This window comes from Pedobacter sp. AJM, assembly GCF_002197755.1.
Taxonomy (GTDB): Bacteria; Bacteroidota; Bacteroidia; order Sphingobacteriales; family Sphingobacteriaceae; genus Pedobacter.
This window is the reverse complement of sequence record NZ_NHOT01000010.1, coordinates 71,335-91,711: the sequence shown is the minus strand read 5'-3', so window position 1 is coordinate 91,711 and position 20,377 is coordinate 71,335. Positions and strand designations below refer to the sequence as shown.

The window sequence follows — 20,377 nt, the reverse complement described above, 5'->3', positions numbered from 1 at the left end:
TAATCTAAACGAAACCAAACAAATGCTTGCTATATTGATAAATAGTATTATTATGCTTACCTTTGCAGCTCATTATCTTTTATTTAACTTAATATTTTCCTACAATATGGAGATGGCAAAAACGAAGCTGCTGATTGTTACACACGAGATGTCGCCTTTCCTCGAGCTTACTAAAATTTCTGAAATCACCCGTCAGCTACCGCAGGCTATGCAAGAAAAAGGATTCGAAATCCGCATCTTGATGCCTAAGTTCGGCAACATCAACGAAAGAAGAAATCGTTTACACGAAGTAATCCGCTTATCAGGAATGAACATCATTATTGACGACAATGATAATCCCTTAATTATTAAAGTAGCATCCATCCCAGCTGCACGTATGCAGGTTTATTTCCTTGATAACGAAGAGTATTTTCAACGTAAACAAGTATTTAGAGACGCGAGTGAAAAATTCTTTGAAGACAATGACGAGCGCACAATTTTCTTCTGTAAAGGCGCATTGGAAACTGTTAAAAAGTTAGGGTGGGCTCCAGACATTGTTCATTGTCATGGTTGGATGAGTGCTTTAGTTCCTGCTTATATTAAAACTACTTATAAAAATGACCCTACTTTCAAGAATTCAAAAGTAGTGTATTCAATTTATGAAGATGGTTTCACAGAAAAACTGAATGATAAGTTTGCATCTAAAGCAGTAATGGCTAACATGACTGAAGAAGATACTAAAGCTTTCGTTCCAGCTGATTGCAACAGCATGCATATTGGTGCAGTAACGCACGCTGATGCTGTGGTTTTAGCAGATGAAAATCTTGATGCCGCTGTGTTAAAATTTGTTAAAGATTCCAATAAACCAACATTAGCATTTAACTTAACCGAGAATTTTGAAAACTTCTATAATTTTTATGAAGAAATTTCAAATGATGAATTGGTTTCAGTTGCTTAATCAGGTATTATTATTTTAAATATGAAATTTACAAAACAAGACTTATTAACCCTGTTGATAGGTCTTTTTCTTTTTGCATCATGTAAAAACCCAGGTGCTGTTGGCTTAGATGTTGATCCTAGCGCAGCTTTAGAAGGCACTTTGGTTAATAATGAGCAGATCAATTCTCAAACTATTAAGGAAAACGATATCCCTACCGGTGGATTAACTCAACATCCAATAGGCTATATGGTTGATCCGATTTTTGGAAAAACCGAATCCAGCCTGGCCATGACAGTAGCACCGCCAGCTACACTTACCCAGGATTTTGGTACGAACTCCACATTAGATTCGGCGGTACTGGTGCTAAATCTTGGTACTCAGTTTTACGGAGACACCACAACTTCTAAGTATAGTATTGATGTTTATCAGCTTACCAATAAAATCACCAATTTCAAAAGTTCTGATGTACAGGCGCATAACAGTACCTTATTGGGAAATTTTAACAGCAAAATCTTTCCGAAAACGCCGATTAAAATTACGGATATTGTTGCAGGTAAAGCGGATACCTTAAAAACGGTTAAGGCACAAATCAGAATTCCGCTAAACAAAGCTTTTATTCAAAGCACTATTTTAGCACAACCTGCTGCCACATTTACAACCAATGCGAAGTTTATAGATTATTTTAAGGGTTTATACGCTGAGATTAACAAAACATCATCTACCATTGCTGGCGGTGGCATAGCATTCATTGATCTTGCTACAACCAATTCATACGTTCAATTGGTGTATAAAAAACCAAATACCAGCAATGGCATTGATACCACAAGTGTAAATTTTCCAATTTCTACAGCAAACGGCGCTGCGGCAAATATTAAACATGATTATACGGGTACGGATGTTCAAACGCAATTGACAAATACTTCTACGCAGTATAATGTAACCTATTTACAAGGTCTGGTAGGCGTAAAAACAAAACTTTCTTTTCCAAATCTTGCTAATTTTGCCAGTACTCATGGAAAAGTTATAGTGAATAAAGCAGAATTAGTGGTTGATGTTAGTAATGGTTCTTTTGCTAATCCTTTTGCGCCTGCAGAAAGAATAGCGATGTACCGTTGGGATATTGCAGAACAACCGGCTAACATACCTGATTTAACTAACCTTGGCAGCGCTGGTGCAGGGTTATTCGGTGGTGCTTATCAATCGCTTAATAACAGATATATATTTAATATCACAGCTTACGTACAAGGGCTTATTGATAAAACCATCACTGATTATGGAACTTTCTTAGCGCCATCATCTACTACCGCTTACGAAATTACACCATCAGGTACGTCAGCAGGAAGAGCTGTTATCGGATCTTTTGGCAACACCACAAATAAAATAAAACTGAATATTTATTATACCAAAATAAATTAACAGGTTGAATCCTTTAGAAAACCTCAGCAGATCATGTTGAGGTTTTTTTTTGCCTGATAAATTATTTTTACGCTAAACAATCTTTGTTTAGTATATTCGTCGACGTTAGAAATACCCCAAATTTATGTGCGGAATAGTAGGTTATATCGGTTACAGAGAGGCTTGGCCAATAGTTTTAAAAGGACTTAAAAGATTAGAATACAGAGGTTATGACAGTGCCGGTATAGCACTGATAAATGATAGCGGACAAAGCATTTATAAAAAAGCTGGTAAAGTAGCTGTTTTAGAAGAATTTGCCGAACATCAGGATCGTACAGGAACCATTGGCATGGGACATACCAGATGGGCAACCCATGGTGTTCCTTCAGACCGGAATTCGCATCCACATACTTCCAACAACGGTAAACTATCTATTATTCATAACGGTATCATTGAAAATTATGCTACGCTGAAAGAAGAGCTGATAGGCCGTGGACATGAATTTAAAAGTGATACGGATACTGAAGTACTCATCCATTTGATTGAGGAAATTCAAAAGATAGAAAACTTAGATCTGCTGGAGGCCGTTCGTTTAGCATTAAATGAGGTGAGTGGTGCTTATGCCATTGTGATTATGGATAAAGACCATCCGGATCAATTAATTGCAGCAAGGAAAGGCAGCCCGATGGTGATTGGTGTTGGTAAAGGCGAATACTTTATCGCTTCAGATGCTACGCCGATTATTGAATATACCAAAAATGTAATCTATTTAAAAGACGGCGAAATTGCTTTGGTCACCAGAGAAGATTTACTGGTGAAGCAACTGGATAACATTGTGCAAACACCGTTAATACAGGAACTTGAGCTGAAGTTAGAAATGCTTGAAAAAGGCGGCTTTGAGCATTTCATGCTAAAAGAAATTTACGAACAACCACGATCCATTAAAGATTGTATGCGTGGGCGAATATATCCGGCAGAAGGCAAAGTGCAGCTGGGCGGGATAAAAGAATTTGCAGAGAAATTAAAAAACATCGACAGAATTATCATTGTTGCCTGCGGAACATCATGGCATGCAGGTTTAGTTGGCGAATACCTGATCGAAGAATATGCCCGGATTCCGGTTGAAGTGGAATATGCATCTGAATTCAGGTACCGCAACCCGATTATAACGGAAAAAGATGTGGTAATAGCCATCTCTCAATCAGGAGAAACGGCAGATACAATGGCGGCCATTGAAATGGCTAAAGAACGTGGCGCAACCATATTTGGAATTTGCAATGTTGCCGGTGCATCTATTCCTCGTTTAACTCATGCAGGGGTTTATACGCATGCAGGACCTGAAATTGGTGTTGCTTCTACTAAAGCCTTTACTGCGCAGGTTACCGTGCTAACCCTCATGGCTTTTTACATGGCACAGCAAAAGGGCACCATTACGGCTTCAAAAATGATTGAACTTTTAACGGAGCTGGATCATATCCCTGAAAAGATTCAAAAAGCACTTGAATCCAACGATATCATTAAAGAGGTAGCAGAAAAAATTAAAGATTCACGAAACTGCCTGTTTCTTGGCAGGGGAAGCGGCTTCCCTGTTGCCCTTGAAGGCGCATTGAAGTTGAAGGAAATTTCCTACATCCATGCAGAAGGTTATCCAGCGGCCGAAATGAAGCATGGCCCTATTGCACTCATCGATGAAGAAATGCCCGTGGTTTTTATTGCCACTAAAAATTCATCTTATGAAAAAGTAATCAGCAATATCCAGGAAGTTAAAGCCAGAAAAGGAAAAGTAATCGCTATTGTTACTGAAGGCGATACAGAAGTACAGAAAATGGCAGATTATTGCATTGAGATTCCGGATGCAAATGAAGCATTTCTACCTTTATTGGCAACAATTCCACTTCAGCTGTTATCTTATCATATTGCTGTTATGAGAGGCTGCAATGTCGATCAGCCACGAAACCTGGCCAAATCGGTAACGGTAGAATAATGGTATATATATTTAAATAAAATGCTGTATTATAAATTCAGGATGACATCTCGAAATTAAATATGTCATCCTGATTTCCTGTTCAGGGACTTGTAAAAATGCAGTTAATCGCGTTTCGACAAGCTCCTTAATAAATTAGTATAAATTTCAATACCACCGCTGTATAATTAAGATTTAAAAAGGTAAATCACCATTTTCATCTGAAGGTCCAATGGTAAACTCGTCTTCAATTTTACGCTCTGCCGGTGCTTGCTGAATTGTAGTGGCCGGACTTTGTTCAAAATCACTTTTACGGCCCAACATGGTGAAGTTTTCTGCTACGATTTCAGTTACATACTTCTTTACTTTTTCTTTATCCTCGAAAGATCTTGTCCTTAATTTACCTTCAATGTAAACAAGTTTCCCCTTTTGCAGGTACTTTGAAGCAACCTCTGCAAGCCCACGCCATAATACAATATTATGCCATTCCGTTTGTTCTACTCTTTTTCCATCTTTATTGTAGGTTTCTGATGTTGCAAGGGGGAAACTTGCCACGGTAACGCCTCCATCTAAATGGCGCACTTCAGGGTCTTTGCCTAAATGGCCGACTAAAATCACTTTGTTAATGCCCGACATAAATATTATTGGTTAGATTTTTCAGTTTAAAATGATCGCCAGATGGTTAGTTATTCCATCACTCATGAAGGTATTCAGTTATAAAATCATGAATAACTTTTGGCTGCGGCAATTCATCTAATATTGTTAAAGAAACCCATTTTAGTTCCTTTTGTTTACTAAAGTTAAATATATAATTTTTTAGAGAAAAAAAATGCAGATGGATAATTTGGTGTGTCAAGATGTGTTTTTTACTCGTTAAAAGAGTAAAACTGGCAGCCATTCCAAAAACATCAGAAACTTTTTCGGCAAAGCTGGAATTGTTCAGGTTAACCTCTTCCGGAGTTTCAATAGAAGGAAAATCAAAAAGATGCTGCCAGATATCACCGGACTGCCTTTCGCGAACCAAAACCTGATGATCATTTTCACAGATAAAATAATTGATATAGCGGTGCTTTGGTGCCGCCTTACGAAGCTTAACAGGCAATAAACTAACTTGATTATGCTTGAACGCGAAGCAGGTCTGATTTAACGGACAAACACCACAATTTGGCGATTTTGGCTTACATTGCATCGCACCGAATTCCATGATCGCCTGGTTATAGGTGGCAGGATCTTCCTGGTAAAGCAATTCATTAGCCAATATATAAAATTCCTTTTTGCCTGCAGGCGAATTAATTGGTGTAGAAATACCAAAATACCTGGCTAAAACCCTGAACACATTTCCATCTACCACAGCCCTAGCCTCACCCGAAGAAAAAGAGGATATTGCAGCAGCAGTATATTCACCTATCCCTTTCAGCTTAATCAGTTCATCATGTCGATCCGGAAATATTCCATTAAGATTATTTACAACTGATTGAGCTGTTGCGTGCATATTTCTGCCACGCGAATAGTAGCCCAAACCCTGCCAAAGCTTAAGCACCTTTGTTTCCGAAGCCGAGGCAAAATCGGTCACGGTGGGGAAATTTTCTAAAAACCTGTTGAAATATGGCAGCCCTTGTTCAACCCTGGTCTGCTGTAAAATAATCTCTGATAACCATATGGTATAAGCGTCTTTGGTGTGCCTCCAGGGCAGATCCCTTTTATTATTTTGATACCAATTTATCAGTTCAGTCTGGAATGTCATTGGTGCAAATTACGGGGTAATTACCGGATAAAAAAAAATCTTGCAATCAGCTGATATCTTAACTGATAAAAAAATCATCTTTTATTTCCCTATCTCATTAAAAAGCAATACTTTTGCAACCCCAAAACAGTTATAATATTAAAACACAATATATATAAAATAAGTAAATATGACTAAGGCAGATATTATTTCAGAAATATCAACAAAAACCGGAATTGAGAAGGTTGATGTACAGGAAACGGTTGAGGCATTTTTCAAGGTTATCAAAACAAGTATGATTGGCGGTGAAAATGTATACGTAAGAGGCTTCGGAAGCTTTGTTGTTAAAAAGAGAGCACAAAAAACTGCTAGAAACATCTCTAAAAACACTGCAATAATTATCCCAGAACATTTTGTACCTAGCTTTAAACCTGCAAAAGTTTTTGTTGATAAAGTTAAAAGTAACTCCAAAAAAATCAGCGTAGAAGCCTAAGTCTTATTACATGAATAGCAGCATCAGATCAAAACAAATCATCATTATCGGAGCAGTTTTATTGCTTGTTGCTTTTTTATTTACAAGAGACATTAAAGGATTGGTTAAACCAACAGAAGAGAATGGCAAGATGCCTGCGAGTGGACAGATGTCCGCAACAGAATCTAAACCATCATCTGCAATCCTTAGTATTGAAACAACATCTACCGCTGCTAAAAATGTTTTGAATCAAAATTTGGCCAAAGACATTACAGCATTAGAAAATAGTTATAAGGGTGCTAAGGGAGCAGAAAAAGTTGAATTGGCGAAGCAGCTGGCTCAGAAATGGGACGATGTAGAGCAAATTACACCTTCAGCGCTTTATTTAGAAATAATTGCCCAGGAAGAACCATCATCAAAAGCATGGTTAGCCGCTGGTAATCAGTTCATGAAAGCGTTTGAAAGCACGCAAGATAGTTTAGCTCAACCTGCATTATTGCAGAAAGCAAATACATCTTACAAAAAAGTATTAGAGAAAGACTCTTCAAATATTGAGGCCAAAACAGGTTTAGGCGTAACCATAGTAAATGGCTTAGGTGCACCGATGCAAGGTATTGCAATGTTGCTTGAGGTTGTTGCTAAAGAACCTAAAAATGTAAAAGCCAATATGAATTTAGGCATCTTCTCTATAAAATCAGGCCAGTTCGACAAAGCAATTCCTCGTTTTAATACAGTAATTGCAACTGCACCTACTCCTGAAGCTTATTTTTATTTAGGGACAGCCCTTGAAAATTTAGGCAAAAACAAAGAAGCAGTTGATGCTTATTTAGCAAGCAAAAAATTAGCAGCTAATCCAACCTTATCATCATTTATCGATAAGAAGGTAGCTGAGCTAAAGAATAAAAATTAATTAACGGATTAATAAAAACATTTAAAACTTAAAACTATGCCAAGCGGTAAAAAAAGAAAAAGACATAAAATGGCTACCCACAAACGTAAGAAACGTTTAAGAAAAAACAGACATAAGAAAAAATAGATTCTTATCTTGATTAAGCCTAATAAACCTCATAGTGAAAACTGTGAGGTTTAAAGTATTTATATGATTTTTTTATCCCGTAGATATCTGGCTATATCAGTTTTTTTCTCGTTTACTATCCATTTGTTAATAGGCGAAAGCCTTAAATCTGTAGCTGTTGGTAAAAGAATTAATTATCAATTCGACTCCTGCCGGAGTTACCATAGCATTGATTGAAGACAAACAACTTGTTGAGCTTCACAAAGAACAAATCAATAATAACTACGCCGTAGGCGATATTTATTTAGGCCGCATTAAAAAAATTATGCCTGGCCTGAATGCTGCTTTCGTGGATGTTGGTTATGAAAAAGATGCTTTTTTGCATTATTTTGATCTGGGCCCTCAGGTGCAATCTTTAATCAAGCTAACTAAAATCAAGCGTAATGGCTCGGTTACAGGCACATTATTAGATCATTTAAAGCTGGAAGCCGACATTAACAAGGCAGGCAAAATTTCTGATGTGCTGACAAAAAACATGCTCCTGCCTGTACAAATTGCAAAAGAACCAATTTCTACAAAAGGACCGCGTTTGAGTTCCGACATTTCGATTGCCGGCAGGTATGTGGTACTGGTGCCCTTCTCCAATACCATATCTGTATCAAAAAAGATTAAAAGTAATACTGAACGTAATCGTTTAAAGAAGATTATCGAAAGTATTAAACCTCAAAATTTTGGGGTGATTATCAGAACTGTTTCTGAAGGCCGCGGAGTTGCCGAAATGCAAAAAGATTTATTGGATCTGATTGCAAAATGGGAAAACTTTATTAAAAAGGTACCTTCTACCGAACCTTCGAAAAGAGTTTGGGGCGAAATGGACAGATCTTCAACGTTAATACGTGATATTCTGAATCCTGATTTTACAAACGTTTACGTGAGCACGCCAGAGCTGTTCGATGATATCCGTTCTTATGTTCATGATATTTCTCCAGAAATGGAAAAAATCGTGAAACTGTACAAACAGAAAGAACCCATCTTTGATCATTTTGGAATAGAAAAGCAAATCAAAAATGCTTTCGGAAAAACAGTAAACTTACCAGGTGGTGCTTATTTAGTAGTTGAGCATACCGAAGCACTCCACGTGATAGACGTGAATAGTGGAAACCGCACGGCCAGTAAAGAAACCCAGGAGGAAAACGCTTTACAGGTAAATAAAGAGGCGGCAAAAGAAATTGCCCGTCAATTGCGCTTGCGTGATATGGGCGGCATTGTGGTTATCGATTTCATTGATATGCACAAGCCAACAAACCGTAAAATGCTATTCGATTATTTGCGTGAGCTGATGTTGTTGGATAGAGCCAAACATACTATTTTGCCTCCAAGCAAATTTGGTTTGGTACAAATCACCAGACAACGCGTTCGTCCGGAGATGAATATTGTAACGGTAGAAAAATGTCCGGCTTGTGGTGGAACCGGAGAAATTAAAGCAAGTATTGTTTTAATGGATGATATTGAGAATAACCTTAATTATATTTTACGTGAGCAAAATGAAAAAGGTGTAACATTAAGTGTGCATCCTTACATTGAAGCTTACATTACTAAAGGAATCTTCAACTTACAACGCCGCTGGTTTTTTAAATATGGCCAGTGGATTAAAGTTAAAGCACAATCATCATACTATTTAAATGAGTTCCATTTTATCTCATCAAAAGATGAAGAAATAAAATTGTAACACCATGTACATGTAGCTAAAGCCCGAATTTAAAAGTTCGGGCTTTTGTTTTTTACAGCCAAATAAAAAACAGAACCGCTGATTAGTCAAATTACTTTGATCTGCAATAAACAATGGCATCTTAAAGAGGTAATTTTGCAAATGCCTTTAAACTTTCAATCTTAAACCAACAACTTTCATTTTTTTTCTATTCAACTATTTGATAATAAAAGTATTCTACCTATCTTTGCAGTCCCAATTTTAATGGGAATAATAAATTGTTTAATAAATTAAATACAAGCAAGTGAATACGTTAAGTTACAAAACTGTCTCGGCCAATGCGAAAACTGTTAACAAACAGTGGATTGTTGTTGATGCGCAAGGCGAGATTTTGGGGCGCTTGTCATCGAAGATCGCTATGATCATCCGTGGTAAAAACAAGCCTGAGTACACCCCACACGTAGATTGCGGAGATAACGTAATTGTTATCAATGCAGACAAGGTTAAATTGACAGGAAACAAATTCAGCGAAAAGCAATATGTTTCTTATACTGGTTATCCAGGTGGTCAACGTTTTATCTCTCCAAAAGAGTTAATGGCGAAACACCCTCAACGTGTAATCGAGAAAGCGGTACGTGGTATGTTACCGAAAACTAAATTGGGCAAAAAATTATACACAAACCTTTTTGTGTATGCAGGTGAAAACCACCCACATTCAGCTCAATCTCCAAAAACCATTAAACTTTAAGAAATGTCAGTTACTAACACTTCAGGAAGAAGAAAAACAGCTGTTGCACGTATCTACTTAAAAGATGGTGCTGGCGCAATTACCGTTAACGGTAAAGATCACAAAGTATATTTCCCAACTTTACCTTTGCAATATATCGTAAACCAAAGTTTAGAGGTTTCTGAACTTACAGGTCGTTATGATATCACTGTAAACGTTCAGGGTGGTGGAGTAAAAGGACAAGCAGAAGCTGTTCGTTTAGCTATTGCTAAAGCGATTGTTGAACTAGATGCGGAGAAAAAACCTGCATTACGTGCTAAAGGCCTAATGACGCGTGATATGCGTATGGTTGAGCGTAAAAAACCAGGACGTGCAAAAGCCCGTAAGAAATTCCAATTCAGTAAACGTTAATCACAGGAGGCAAAGACAATGGCAAGAACAACTTATCAAGACTTATTGGATGCAGGTGTACACTTTGGTCACCTTACCCGTAAATGGAATCCAAAAATGGCTCCTTACATTTTCATGGAGCGTAATGGAATTCACATTATAGATTTAAATAAAACATTAACTAAAACTGAAGAAGCTGCGGCTGCGATTAAACAAATCGTAAAATCAGGACGTAAAGTTTTATTTGTTTCAACAAAAAAACAAGCAAAAGGAATCGTAGCTGAACAAGCTAAGAAAGTAAATATGCCTTTCGTAACCGAGCGTTGGTTAGGTGGTATGTTAACCAACTTTGCGACTGTTCGTAAGTCAATCAAAAAGATGTCTAACATCGATAAAATGACTAAAGACGGTACTTATTCCATCTTATCTAAGAAAGAGCGTTTGATGATTCAACGTGAGCGTATTAAATTAGAATCACTTTTAGGTGGTATTGCTGATTTAAACCGTTTACCTGCTGCTTTATTCTTAATTGATGTTAAGAAAGAACACATCGCAGTTACTGAAGCGTTAAAATTAAACATCCCTACTTTTGCGATGGTTGATACGAACTCTGATCCTTCAAACATCGATTTCCCTATTCCAGCGAATGATGATGCCACTAAATCAATCTCTTTAATTACTGATGTAATCATTAAAGCAATTGAAGAAGGTTTAGATGAACGTAAACGTGAGAAAGATGATGAAGCAGAAAAAGAAGCAGTAGCGGCTAAAGCTGCAGCTGATGCGCCAGAGGTTAAAGAACCAAGACGTAAAAAAACTGCTGAAGCTGAAGTTGAAGCATCTTCATCAGAAGAAACTAAAACAGAAGAATAGTAATATTTTTTAATTGCAGGTTACTGGTTTCAGGTTTTAAGTTGGCTTAACATGAGTTTAACTTAGCACTTGTAACTTGTAACCTGTAATTGTTATCACAAGATTTTAAACTTTAAAAAAGGAAATAAAATGTCTACAGTACAAATTACTGCCGCTGATGTAAACAAATTGCGCCAACAAACTGGTGCAGGTATGATGGATTGCAAAAAAGCTTTAGTAGAAGCTAATGGCGATTTCGAAGCAGCTGTTGATTTATTGCGTAAAAAAGGTCAGAAAGTATCTGCCGCTCGTTCTGGTAATGCAACTTCTGAAGGTTTGGTATCAATCAATGTTTCAGCAGATGGCACAAATGGTAAATTAGTTGCTTTAGCTTGTGAAACTGAGCCAGTTTCTAAAGTTGAAGATTTCCGTAATTTAGCTCAGGCTGTTTTAGCTGCAGCAGTTGCCAACAATCCTGCTTCTGCTGAAGAATTATCAGCAATTACTTTGGAAGATGGACGTACAGTTGCTGAAACCATCACTGAACTCACCGGTAAAATCGGAGAGAAAATCGTTATTCAGGAGTACGCAAATGTATCTGGTGAGAAAATCGTTTCTTATATCCATTCTAATGGTAAAATGGGTGTTTTAGTGGTATTTGAAGGCGCTAATGGTGCAGATATTACTGAGGCTGGTAAAGATGTTGCCATGCAAATTGCAGCGATGAACCCAGTTGCTGTTGATAAAGATGGTGTTGATCCTGCTACGATTCAACGTGAAATCGAAATTGCTAAAGATGTAATCCGTCAGGAAGGCAAACCAGAAGAAATGGTTGAGAAAATTGCTGCCGGTAAATTGAACAAATTTTACAAAGACAGCACTTTATTAAACCAGGAGTTTGTTAAAGACAGTTCTGTAGATGTTCGTAAATTCTTAGATAATACTTCTAAAGGTTTAACAGTATCGGCTTTCAAACGTGTACAATTAGGTGCATAAGCAGTTGAAATAATATAAAAATCCGGTTAGCTGAAAAGTTAACCGGATTTTTTTTGTCCCTTTATGATCCAAACCTTATCATATTTAAATATTTACCAGGTTCAGAATAGATTGAACTTAGTAACTTAGCGCTTCAACATTGTGTTATGCTAAACATTCCAAATGCTAAATTTTATGCTGATGATGTTTTACAAGAAAAACAAAGCATCAGTATCCATCAAGGCAAAATTACATCAATTGAAAAATCAACTGCTGACTTAGCAGATGAATGGGTTTTTCCAGGATTGATTGACCTTCAGATTTATGGTGCAGGAGGAAAACTGTTTTCTGCAGAACCTACAGTAGAATCGCTCAAAATTATAGAAGACGATTTACTTAAAAAGGGTACAACAGGTTTCCTGGCTTGCATGGCAACCAATTCTCCGGAAGTTTTTAATGCCTGCATCGCATCCGCAAAAGAATATCGTTCATCGGCCAGAAACTTATTGGGCTTACATTTGGAAGGACCTTTCTTAAATCCAAAACGACTGGGAGCACATGTACCTGCATTCGTTAGAAAAGCAAGCTTAGAGGACATAAAAGCTCTTCTGGATTTTGGAGATGGCGTAATTAAAATGATGACGATTGCACCTGAACTACAAGATGATAAAGTAATTCAATATCTTCTGGATCATGATGTGGTGGTGTCATTAGGACACAGCAATGCTACCTTTGCCGAAGCCACTCAGGCATATAACAAAGGGATTCAAACGACCACACACCTCTTTAATGCCATGAGTCCGATACACCATCGGGAGCCAGGTATTCCAACGGCCTTCTTTAATCATCATCAGGCCATGGCCAGCATTATTGCTGATGGTAAACATGTAGATTTTGAAATTGTAAAGCTGGCACATAAACTCGCAGGCAACAGGTTGTTTTTAATCACTGATGCAGTTACCCCTTGTACAACAGGCCCTTATCAGCACATTGAAAAGGATAATAAATTCGTAATGCCGGATGGAACACTTTCAGGCTCATCCTTAACGATGTTGGAAGCCATCAAAAACTGTGTTAGCCATTGCGGCATCAACCTGACTGAAGCCATCAAAATGGCTAGTCAATACCCTGCAAAATTAATAGGCTTAGAAAATTTTACAGGAAAGATTGAAAAAGGATGTCAGGCTGACTTGCTTATTTTAGATGTAAATTTAAATCTAAAGAATGTAATCTTCAAAGGAGCGTTACAATAAAATCAATTCAAACCAATAACGATGTTAAAAAAAAGCAAACTGATTTTAATGCTTTTAATGGTGGTCTCCATCAACTCCTGGGCTCAAAAAAAGGATTATACCTTTAAGGTCATCCCACTAGGTGTAAAAGGTGGCGATGACGAAAGCAATTTATCATGTTACATGCTGGCTCCAAATGGCAGCAATAATTTTATTTGCCTGGATGCAGGAACCATTAATGCGGGAATTCAGAAAGCCATAGACAAAAAAACTTTAAAGGGCATTAGTGAAGACATTCAACGCAAACAAATTAAAGGCTATTTAATATCGCATGGGCATTTAGATCATGTTGCCGGACTCATCATAAATTCTCCTGCGGATACGGCAAAGAATATTTATGGAATATCATCTGTTTTAAATATCCTCAGAGATAAATACTTTACCTGGGATGCCTGGGCAAATTTTGGAAACGAAGGCGAAAAACCTCAACTTAAAAAATATACTTATACTACTTTAGAGGAAGAATTTAGCTACCCACTTGCTGAAACTGAAATGAAAGTTCGTGCTTTTGAACTCAGCCATGGTAAGCCTTATAAAAGTACCGCATTTTTAATTCAGGCAAAAGATAACTACGTTTTATATCTTGGTGATACTGGTGCAGATGAAATAGAAAAATCTGATAAGCTCTCAGAATTATGGCAAGAAGTGGCTCCTCTTATCAATACGGGCAACCTGAAGGCAATATTTATGGAAGTGTCCTTTCCAAATGAGCAACCTGTAAACCAATTATTTGGCCACCTTACACCCCAGCTTTTCTTTAGTGAGCTTGCAAACCTGCAGAAGATATCAACTCCAGAAGCCCTAGAAAAAGTATCTTTTATTATTACGCATAGGAAACCTCCGGTAAAAAATATGCTTAAAATAAAACAACAGTTACTGGTACTTAATGCGCCTGGATTTAAGTTGATATTCCCTAACCAAGGAGAGCTATTAACAATATATTAACACAAGTAACCTATTTGATACAGAAAGTGAGTGTACTTTTGTGAAAAAAATTCATGAAAAAAATCTTACTTTTATTTACTGCATTTATATTTTTAATTTTCTTAAAGATAGATGCAGTAGCTCAAAATGAAACAACGGCATCTATAAATGGTACCGTAGCAGATACCAAAGGACCGATAAGCGGTGCTACGGTAATTGCCATCCACGAACCTTCTGGGTCTCGCTATGCTACATCTACCCGATCTGATGGTCGTTATAATTTACCTGCCATGCGCATTGGTGGCCCCTATTCTATTACCGTTTCTTTTATCGGTTTTAAAAACCAGGTACAACGTATAGAGAAATTAGCCCTCGGGCAAAGTTCTACCTTAGACATCACTTTAAGTGAAGATGCAAACAATCTATCTGAGGTAATGGTATCTGGCAAGCAGAGTAAAATTTTCAATTCTGGCCGGACAGGTGCCTCACAAAATATTTCCAGAACAGCAATTCAAAATTTACCCACCTTAAATAGGAGTTTCACTGATTTTGTTAAGCTTACACCACAGTTCTCTTTACAATTTGGCAGTCCGAGTATTGCCGGAAGAAGCAATCTTGCCAATAATTTTACAGTTGACGGTGCATTATTTAATAATGCATTTGGTTTACAAGGCACCATTGGCAGCCAGACGGGTTCTCAACCCATTAACATGGATGCATTCGAAGAGATTACAGTAAATATTGCGCCTTATGATATTCGCCAGAGTGGATTTACCGGCGCGGCCATAAATGCGGTAACGAGAAGCGGAACGAATGAGTTTCAAGGTTCATTAAATACATATTATAGAAATCAGGATCTGGTAAGTGATTACAATTATGCAAACCTTAAAGTACCTGTAACCAATTTCAATTTAAAGGGTTATGGATTCACTTTTGGTGGCCCGATTATTAAAAACAAATTATTTTTCTTTGCAAGTGGTGAACTGGAAAGAAGATCAGATCCTGGAACAGGCTTTACTGCATCAAGAAATGGAAGTACTGGTCCGAATATTTCGCAGGCTAAAGGAGAAGACCTGGATAAATTAAGTACCTTTTTAAAAACATTGGGCTATGATGCTGGTGGATATGAAAACTATGCATTAAAAACCCGAAGTGATAAATTATCTGCCAAACTGGATTATAATATTGATGATAAAAATACCCTAAGCTTAAAATATTTTTACTTCAGATCATACAAGGATATTTTACCCAGCAACAGTGGAGCACCGAAAAACAACCGTCAGCCATCGCAACTGGGTCTTCCATTCCAGTCTGCCGGATATGGCATTAACAATAACATGGATAATGTTAACCTTGAATTCAGAACACGTTTCAACAATAAATTCTCTAACCAGTTGACAGTGGGTTATAATAACATGAACGATTTCCGGGAATCAAAAGGGAATAAACCTTTTCCACTGGTTGATATCATGAATCCTGATGGCAGCTCTTATACCGCTTTTGGCTACGAACCTTTTACAGCGTTTAACAGTTTAAAAACTAAGGTCTATCAGGTTACAGATAACTTTAACATTTATGCTGGCCGTCATGAAATTACGCTTGGAGCCAATTATGAAGGATATAGAACCAGTAATGGTTTCGCACCTAACTACTACGGAACGTACACTTTCAAAAGTTTAGATGATTTTTATAATAGTGCCAACAATGGCATTTCCAATGCTACGCGCTATCAGGTTCAATATTCCGTATTGCCAGATGGATCATTTCCTTATGCAGAAATTCAATCCAATATGTATGGTTTATATGCACAGGATGCTTTTACGGTTAGTGACCAGCTAAAATTAACGGCTGGCTTACGTGCAGATTTAACAAATGTTTCTTCCCCTTCATTACTTAGTAATCCTAATGTTGAAAAATTAACCTTTGAAAATGGTGAGAAAATCGATGTGGGCAGATTTCCTAAAAATGCCATATTATGGTCGCCACGCCTGGGCTTTAACTGGAATGTGAATAACACAGGCAAAACACAGGTTCGAGGTGGAACAGGATTATTTACGGGACGGCCTCCATTGGTCTGGATCTCAAACCAGGCAAGTAATAATGGTGTTCAGTTTGGATCAGAATCCATTGCGAATCCTACAAACAGACCGTTTACGCCTAATGTTGATGCTTACCGAAATTTAAACAAATCTACCGCAGCAAATAATACAGCTTATAACCTTGCAGTGGCCGATCAGAATTTCAAATTCATGCAGGTTTGGCGTTCCAATTTAGCTGTTGATCAGAAATTACCAGCAGGCTTTACCGGAACACTGGAAGCCTTATACTCAAAAGACATCAACTCTGTTTATTTCCGCAATGCGAATTTAAATACGTCTGCCTATACACTTCTTCAGGGTGCAGATAACCGCCCAAGGTATACCGCTTCAAGAATTTATGGTTCAGCTACTCCAACACCTGCTAACCCAAATATATCTGATGCCATTGTAATGACCAATACCAATAAAGGGCATAGTTTATCCATTACCGGAACCTTATCTAAAGAATTCGCCGGAGGATTATTTGCCACGGCAGGTTATACTTATACCGATTCGAGATCAGTTAATGATGGTGGTTCCATCGCGCAATCCATGTGGAGAGACCGTCAGGTTTCTGGCAGTCCAAATACAGATGCACTTTCTTACTCAAGCTACATGGTTAAAAACCGTTTCATTGCATCCGTTGTCTACAGAAAAGAATATCTCCGCCATTTAGGAACAACATTTTCAATGTTTTATCAGTTACAAGATGGTTTCCGGTATTCGTACACTTATGGCAATGATTTAAATAACGATGGTTTAAGCGGCAATGACTTAATTTTTGTTCCGGCAAATAAAGCTGATATTGTTTTAGTGCCTGAAAATTCCGCAGATACGAGGACCACAGATCAGTTATGGTCACAATTGAACAGTTACATTACTCAAGATAGCTATTTAAATCAGAGAAGAGGCCAATATGCAGAAAGAAATGGTTTAGTTGGTAATGTGATCGGAACATTAGATATCCGTATTGCGCAAGATTTATTTGGAAGTTTGAAGGGTAAGAAACATTCACTCCAACTTACTTTTGATGTTTTTAACTTCGGAAACATGATTAACAAAACATGGGGTGTTCCAAAGTTTGCGAACAGGGCAAATGGATTGCTGAACTTTAAAGGAGTTGATGCAACGGGTAAGCCTACATTCTCTTTCCCATACTTAAATGCAGATAATAATACGCCTTTAGTAAATACTTTTTCCAGCAGCGTTGATGAAACTGCACGCTGGAGGATTCAATTTGGATTAAGGTATAGGTTTAATCAATAAACTTTCAACACATGATCAATGGCTGGGTTAGCATTAACTCAGCCATTTTTATTTTATGAAAACCAATAATGCCATAAAGTCATTGGTCTGCGTAAAAATTTACATCAATTATCTTAAAGGATAGCCAGGTATTAAAAAAATGTTAATATTTTTGAGGTCATGAGATACAAACGCATCCTGCTAAAGCTTAGCGGCGAATCGCTAATGGGCGAGAAACAATATGGCATTGATAATGAACGCGTTAAACAATACGCAGAAGATATCAAAGCAGTTCACGATAAAGGTTTGGAAATTGCAATCGTTATTGGTGGAGGAAATATTTTCAGGGGTTTAAGTGCGGAAAAAAGTGGAATGGACAGGGCGCAGGCCGATTATATGGGTATGCTCGCTACGGTAATCAATTCCATGGCTTTACAAGATGCATTAGAGAAAGTCGGAATTAAAACCCGCTTGCTTACAGCGATTAAAATGGAACAGATTTGTGAGCCATTTATCCGCAGAAGGGCAGTGCGTCACTTAGAAAAAGGCCGTGTCGTGATTTTTGGAGCAGGTACGGGTAACCCTTATTTCACCACTGATTCTGCAGCTGCTTTACGTGCTATTGAAATTAAAGCTGATGTTGTTTTAAAGGGGACTCGTGTTGATGGTATTTACACGGCAGATCCTGAAAAAGATCCGTTAGCCACAAAATATGAAGAAATTTCTTTCAGAGAGGTTTACGATAAAGGCTTAAACGTGATGGATATGACCGCCTTTACCCTTTGCGAGGAAAACCAAGTGCCAATTATTGTGTTTGACATGAATAAACATGGAAACTTTATGAAAATTGCCAATGGTGAATCAATCGGTACTTTAGTAAAATAAACCATAAAAATAATTATATTTTAGATATACACACATTATGAACGAACTCATACAGTTACAATTGATGGATGCTGAATCTGCTATGGAGAGAGCAATCGATCATTGTGAATCAGAACTTACTAAAATCAGGGCAGGTAAAGCCTCAGCAGGAATGCTTGATGGTATTTTTGTAGATTATTATGGTGCTTCTACAGCATTATCGCAGGTGGCCAGCATCAACACACCTGATGCCAGAACAATTGTGATCCAGCCCTGGGAAAAATCACTTTTGGTACCGATCGAAAAAGCTATTCAAGTGGCAAATATTGGCATCAACCCACAAAACGATGGTATTGTAATCCGGTTGGTAGTACCTCCCCTAACTGAGGAACGCAGAAGAGACCTGGTTAAAAAGGTAAAGGAAGAAGCTGAACGCGGACGAATCACAGTCCGTAACATCCGTAAAGATGCCAACACCAAAATTCAAAAACTAAAAGGCGAAGGTGTTTCTGATGATGAGATTAAGACCGGTGAGGCAGAAGTTCAAAAATTAACCGATGCCTATATCATAAAAGTAGATAAACACGCCGAAGCAAAAGAAAAAGATGTAATGACGGTTTAATAAAAAAATTAAATTGAAAGGGAACAGATTAATCATCCGTTCCCTTTTTTTATGATGATGATTTTAAACTCGATTCCCGGATATTAAATTTGGTTGAAACCACTACTTCATTATATTTTTTATCGGTAACATGCTGCTGTAGTCTTTCCATTAATATTTTCATAATATTTTCGGCTATTGCTTCAAGCGGCTGTGCTATCGCTGTAACCGGTGGATCACAAAATTCCAGAATTTCAAAATCATCAAATGATACTACAGCGAGGTCTTTCTTAATCCTTAAACCCATCGCACGGAAAGTTCTTAAACCATCAAGACTAATGTAGTTGGCTCCGAAAATAACAGCATCCAGATTTTTATTTGCATTAAAAAATTCAGTAATCTCTTTTATAGCAGTTGCTGACGTGCTGTAATTTATTTTTTTAACAAATGAATTTAACTTGTGATGTGATATGGTTTCTTCATATCCGGAAAGCCGGTCCAGCATTTGCTGCTGATCAGAATCAATGGTAATGAATGCTATATTTTTAAACCCATTTGAAATTAAGTGCTCAGTTGCATGAGCAGTGCTTTGTTTATTGTTAATAATGACATAGTCAGCCTTAACATCTTGTACATACCGATCAAACAGTACAACCGGAGCATCTGTTAAGATCAATTTTCTTACTTCATCTTCCAATCCTTCAGGTAAGGCCATGATATAACCATCCACATGCCTGTCCTTAAAAATCTGAAGTAGCTCAATTGCCTTTTTGGTATCATTTCTTGTACTGCTAAATAAAATCTTATAGCCCAGCTCTGATGCAATTTCATCAATACGTTTTGCAATCCCAGAAAAAAATGGCTCTGATATATCATCAACTAAAAAGCCAATAATCCGGGTTTTGCCCGTCCTCAGACTGGTAGCAAGAGAATTAGGCTGATAATTGAGCTCTGCCACCAGATCCAATACCTTTTTGGTTAATGCATCACTGATATTCTTTTCTTTTGCTCTTCCATTAATCACAAAGGAAACAGATGTTATAGAAATATTTAATTGCTTGGCAATGTCTTTAATTGAAACTCTTTTCATTATGGGGAACTACAAAATATTTGGTATTATCGGGGTAATATAGTGATAAGTGATGTAATATTTTAGTGGCAGATCAGAAGATTATAAAAAGAAAAAGAGCAACCTATCCAGGATTGCTCAATTAACTAACTTATTATTCATAAA

General features: G+C 37.4%; 18 protein-coding genes. 15 read left to right on the top strand and 3 right to left on the bottom strand.

What is annotated here, in order from left to right:
* Positions 1–112: 112 nt before the first annotated feature.
* From CBW18_RS16605 to glmS, 3 genes are all read left to right on the top strand, one after another.
* Entirely contained in the window at positions 113–937 is an 825-nt protein-coding gene (locus CBW18_RS16605; protein WP_088302599.1) for a glycogen/starch synthase, read from the top strand.
* 21 nt (positions 938–958) lie between these two features.
* Positions 959–2,335: a DUF4270 domain-containing protein gene (locus tag CBW18_RS16600; protein ID WP_088302454.1), complete on the top strand. Its 1,377-nt coding sequence runs from the start codon at positions 959–961 to the stop codon at positions 2,333–2,335.
* Positions 2,336–2,459: 124 nt separating this feature from the next.
* Positions 2,460–4,298: a glutamine--fructose-6-phosphate transaminase (isomerizing) gene (gene glmS, locus CBW18_RS16595; RefSeq protein ID WP_088302453.1), complete on the top strand. Its 1,839-nt coding sequence runs from the start codon at positions 2,460–2,462 to the stop codon at positions 4,296–4,298.
* Positions 4,299–4,472: 174 nt separating this feature from the next.
* On the opposite strand, the gene CBW18_RS16590 is transcribed toward glmS, so the two are convergent.
* Positions 4,473–4,913: a single-stranded DNA-binding protein gene (locus CBW18_RS16590; protein WP_088302452.1), complete on the bottom strand. Its 441-nt coding sequence runs from the start codon at positions 4,911–4,913 to the stop codon at positions 4,473–4,475.
* A gap of 58 nt (positions 4,914–4,971) precedes the next feature.
* Positions 4,972–6,021 carry an A/G-specific adenine glycosylase gene (gene mutY / locus CBW18_RS16585; protein ID WP_088302451.1) on the bottom strand — a complete coding sequence of 350 codons (1,050 nt, stop codon included), beginning with the start codon at positions 6,019–6,021 and terminating at the stop codon, positions 4,972–4,974.
* 169 nt (positions 6,022–6,190) lie between these two features.
* Here mutY and CBW18_RS16580 point away from each other — a divergent pair, with 169 nt between their 5' ends.
* The 12 genes from CBW18_RS16580 to frr all read left to right on the top strand — a co-directional run bounded on the left by CBW18_RS16580 (position 6,191) and on the right by frr (position 19,164).
* Entirely contained in the window at positions 6,191–6,493 is a 303-nt protein-coding gene (locus CBW18_RS16580; RefSeq protein ID WP_010601128.1) for an HU family DNA-binding protein, read from the top strand.
* Positions 6,494–6,503: 10 nt separating this feature from the next.
* On the top strand, positions 6,504–7,382 hold the full coding sequence (locus CBW18_RS16575) for a M48 family metallopeptidase (RefSeq protein WP_088302450.1): 879 nt from the start codon (positions 6,504–6,506) through the stop codon (positions 7,380–7,382).
* A gap of 283 nt (positions 7,383–7,665) precedes the next feature.
* The gene (locus CBW18_RS16570) at positions 7,666–9,216 is read left to right on the top strand and encodes an Rne/Rng family ribonuclease (RefSeq protein WP_088302449.1); all 1,551 of its coding nucleotides are present in this window, start codon (positions 7,666–7,668) and stop codon (positions 9,214–9,216) included.
* Positions 9,217–9,499: 283 nt separating this feature from the next.
* Positions 9,500–9,943, top strand: coding sequence for a 50S ribosomal protein L13 (gene rplM / locus CBW18_RS16565; protein WP_029287677.1), 444 nt, complete (start codon positions 9,500–9,502; stop codon positions 9,941–9,943).
* Between the two features lie 3 nt (positions 9,944–9,946).
* The gene (gene rpsI / locus CBW18_RS16560) at positions 9,947–10,333 is read left to right on the top strand and encodes a 30S ribosomal protein S9 (RefSeq protein WP_055913282.1); all 387 of its coding nucleotides are present in this window, start codon (positions 9,947–9,949) and stop codon (positions 10,331–10,333) included.
* 18 nt (positions 10,334–10,351) lie between these two features.
* Positions 10,352–11,185 (top strand): 30S ribosomal protein S2, encoded by an 834-nt coding sequence (rpsB, locus tag CBW18_RS16555; protein ID WP_029287679.1) that lies wholly within the window; start codon positions 10,352–10,354, stop codon positions 11,183–11,185.
* A 129-nt stretch (positions 11,186–11,314) separates the two neighbouring features.
* A complete protein-coding gene (tsf, locus tag CBW18_RS16550) occupies positions 11,315–12,160 on the top strand; it encodes a translation elongation factor Ts (RefSeq protein WP_088302448.1) in 846 nt (281 codons plus the stop codon).
* A gap of 146 nt (positions 12,161–12,306) precedes the next feature.
* Entirely contained in the window at positions 12,307–13,392 is a 1,086-nt protein-coding gene (nagA, locus tag CBW18_RS16545) for an N-acetylglucosamine-6-phosphate deacetylase (protein ID WP_088302447.1), read from the top strand.
* Positions 13,393–13,413: 21 nt separating this feature from the next.
* A complete protein-coding gene (locus CBW18_RS16540; protein ID WP_088302446.1) occupies positions 13,414–14,376 on the top strand; it encodes an MBL fold metallo-hydrolase in 963 nt (320 codons plus the stop codon).
* 53 nt (positions 14,377–14,429) lie between these two features.
* Positions 14,430–17,699, top strand: a complete 3,270-nt coding sequence (locus CBW18_RS16535) for a TonB-dependent receptor (RefSeq protein ID WP_088302445.1) — start codon at positions 14,430–14,432, stop codon at positions 17,697–17,699.
* Positions 17,700–17,858: 159 nt separating this feature from the next.
* A complete protein-coding gene (gene pyrH, locus CBW18_RS16530) occupies positions 17,859–18,563 on the top strand; it encodes a UMP kinase (RefSeq protein WP_088302444.1) in 705 nt (234 codons plus the stop codon).
* Between the two features lie 37 nt (positions 18,564–18,600).
* Positions 18,601–19,164 carry a ribosome recycling factor gene (frr, locus tag CBW18_RS16525; RefSeq protein ID WP_088302443.1) on the top strand — a complete coding sequence of 188 codons (564 nt, stop codon included), beginning with the start codon at positions 18,601–18,603 and terminating at the stop codon, positions 19,162–19,164.
* Positions 19,165–19,213: 49 nt separating this feature from the next.
* On the opposite strand, the gene CBW18_RS16520 is transcribed toward frr, so the two are convergent.
* Positions 19,214–20,233: a LacI family DNA-binding transcriptional regulator gene (locus CBW18_RS16520; RefSeq protein WP_253249068.1), complete on the bottom strand. Its 1,020-nt coding sequence runs from the start codon at positions 20,231–20,233 to the stop codon at positions 19,214–19,216.
* Between the last annotated feature and the right edge of the window lie 144 nt (positions 20,234–20,377).

Excerpts from the sequence above, each read along its gene's own strand:
- CBW18_RS16605 (WP_088302599.1), top strand. The coding sequence starts at position 113 with ATGGCAAAAACGAAGCTGCTGATTGTTACACACGAGATGTCGCCTTTC.
- rpsI (WP_055913282.1), top strand. The coding sequence starts at position 9,947 with ATGTCAGTTACTAACACTTCAGGAAGAAGAAAAACAGCTGTTGCACGT.
- CBW18_RS16590 (WP_088302452.1), bottom strand. The coding sequence starts at position 4,913 with ATGTCGGGCATTAACAAAGTGATTTTAGTCGGCCATTTAGGCAAAGAC.
- tsf (WP_088302448.1), top strand. The coding sequence starts at position 11,315 with ATGTCTACAGTACAAATTACTGCCGCTGATGTAAACAAATTGCGCCAA.
- nagA (WP_088302447.1), top strand. The coding sequence starts at position 12,307 with ATGCTAAACATTCCAAATGCTAAATTTTATGCTGATGATGTTTTACAA.
- rpsB (WP_029287679.1), top strand. The coding sequence starts at position 10,352 with ATGGCAAGAACAACTTATCAAGACTTATTGGATGCAGGTGTACACTTT.
- glmS (WP_088302453.1), top strand. The coding sequence starts at position 2,460 with ATGTGCGGAATAGTAGGTTATATCGGTTACAGAGAGGCTTGGCCAATA.
- CBW18_RS16535 (WP_088302445.1), top strand. The coding sequence starts at position 14,430 with ATGAAAAAAATCTTACTTTTATTTACTGCATTTATATTTTTAATTTTC.
- mutY (WP_088302451.1), bottom strand. The coding sequence starts at position 6,021 with ATGACATTCCAGACTGAACTGATAAATTGGTATCAAAATAATAAAAGG.
- CBW18_RS16600 (WP_088302454.1), top strand. The coding sequence starts at position 959 with ATGAAATTTACAAAACAAGACTTATTAACCCTGTTGATAGGTCTTTTT.
- CBW18_RS16540 (WP_088302446.1), top strand. The coding sequence starts at position 13,414 with ATGTTAAAAAAAAGCAAACTGATTTTAATGCTTTTAATGGTGGTCTCC.
- pyrH (WP_088302444.1), top strand. The coding sequence starts at position 17,859 with ATGAGATACAAACGCATCCTGCTAAAGCTTAGCGGCGAATCGCTAATG.
- CBW18_RS16580 (WP_010601128.1), top strand. The coding sequence starts at position 6,191 with ATGACTAAGGCAGATATTATTTCAGAAATATCAACAAAAACCGGAATT.
- CBW18_RS16575 (WP_088302450.1), top strand. The coding sequence starts at position 6,504 with ATGAATAGCAGCATCAGATCAAAACAAATCATCATTATCGGAGCAGTT.
- frr (WP_088302443.1), top strand. The coding sequence starts at position 18,601 with ATGAACGAACTCATACAGTTACAATTGATGGATGCTGAATCTGCTATG.
- CBW18_RS16520 (WP_253249068.1), bottom strand. The coding sequence starts at position 20,233 with ATGAAAAGAGTTTCAATTAAAGACATTGCCAAGCAATTAAATATTTCT.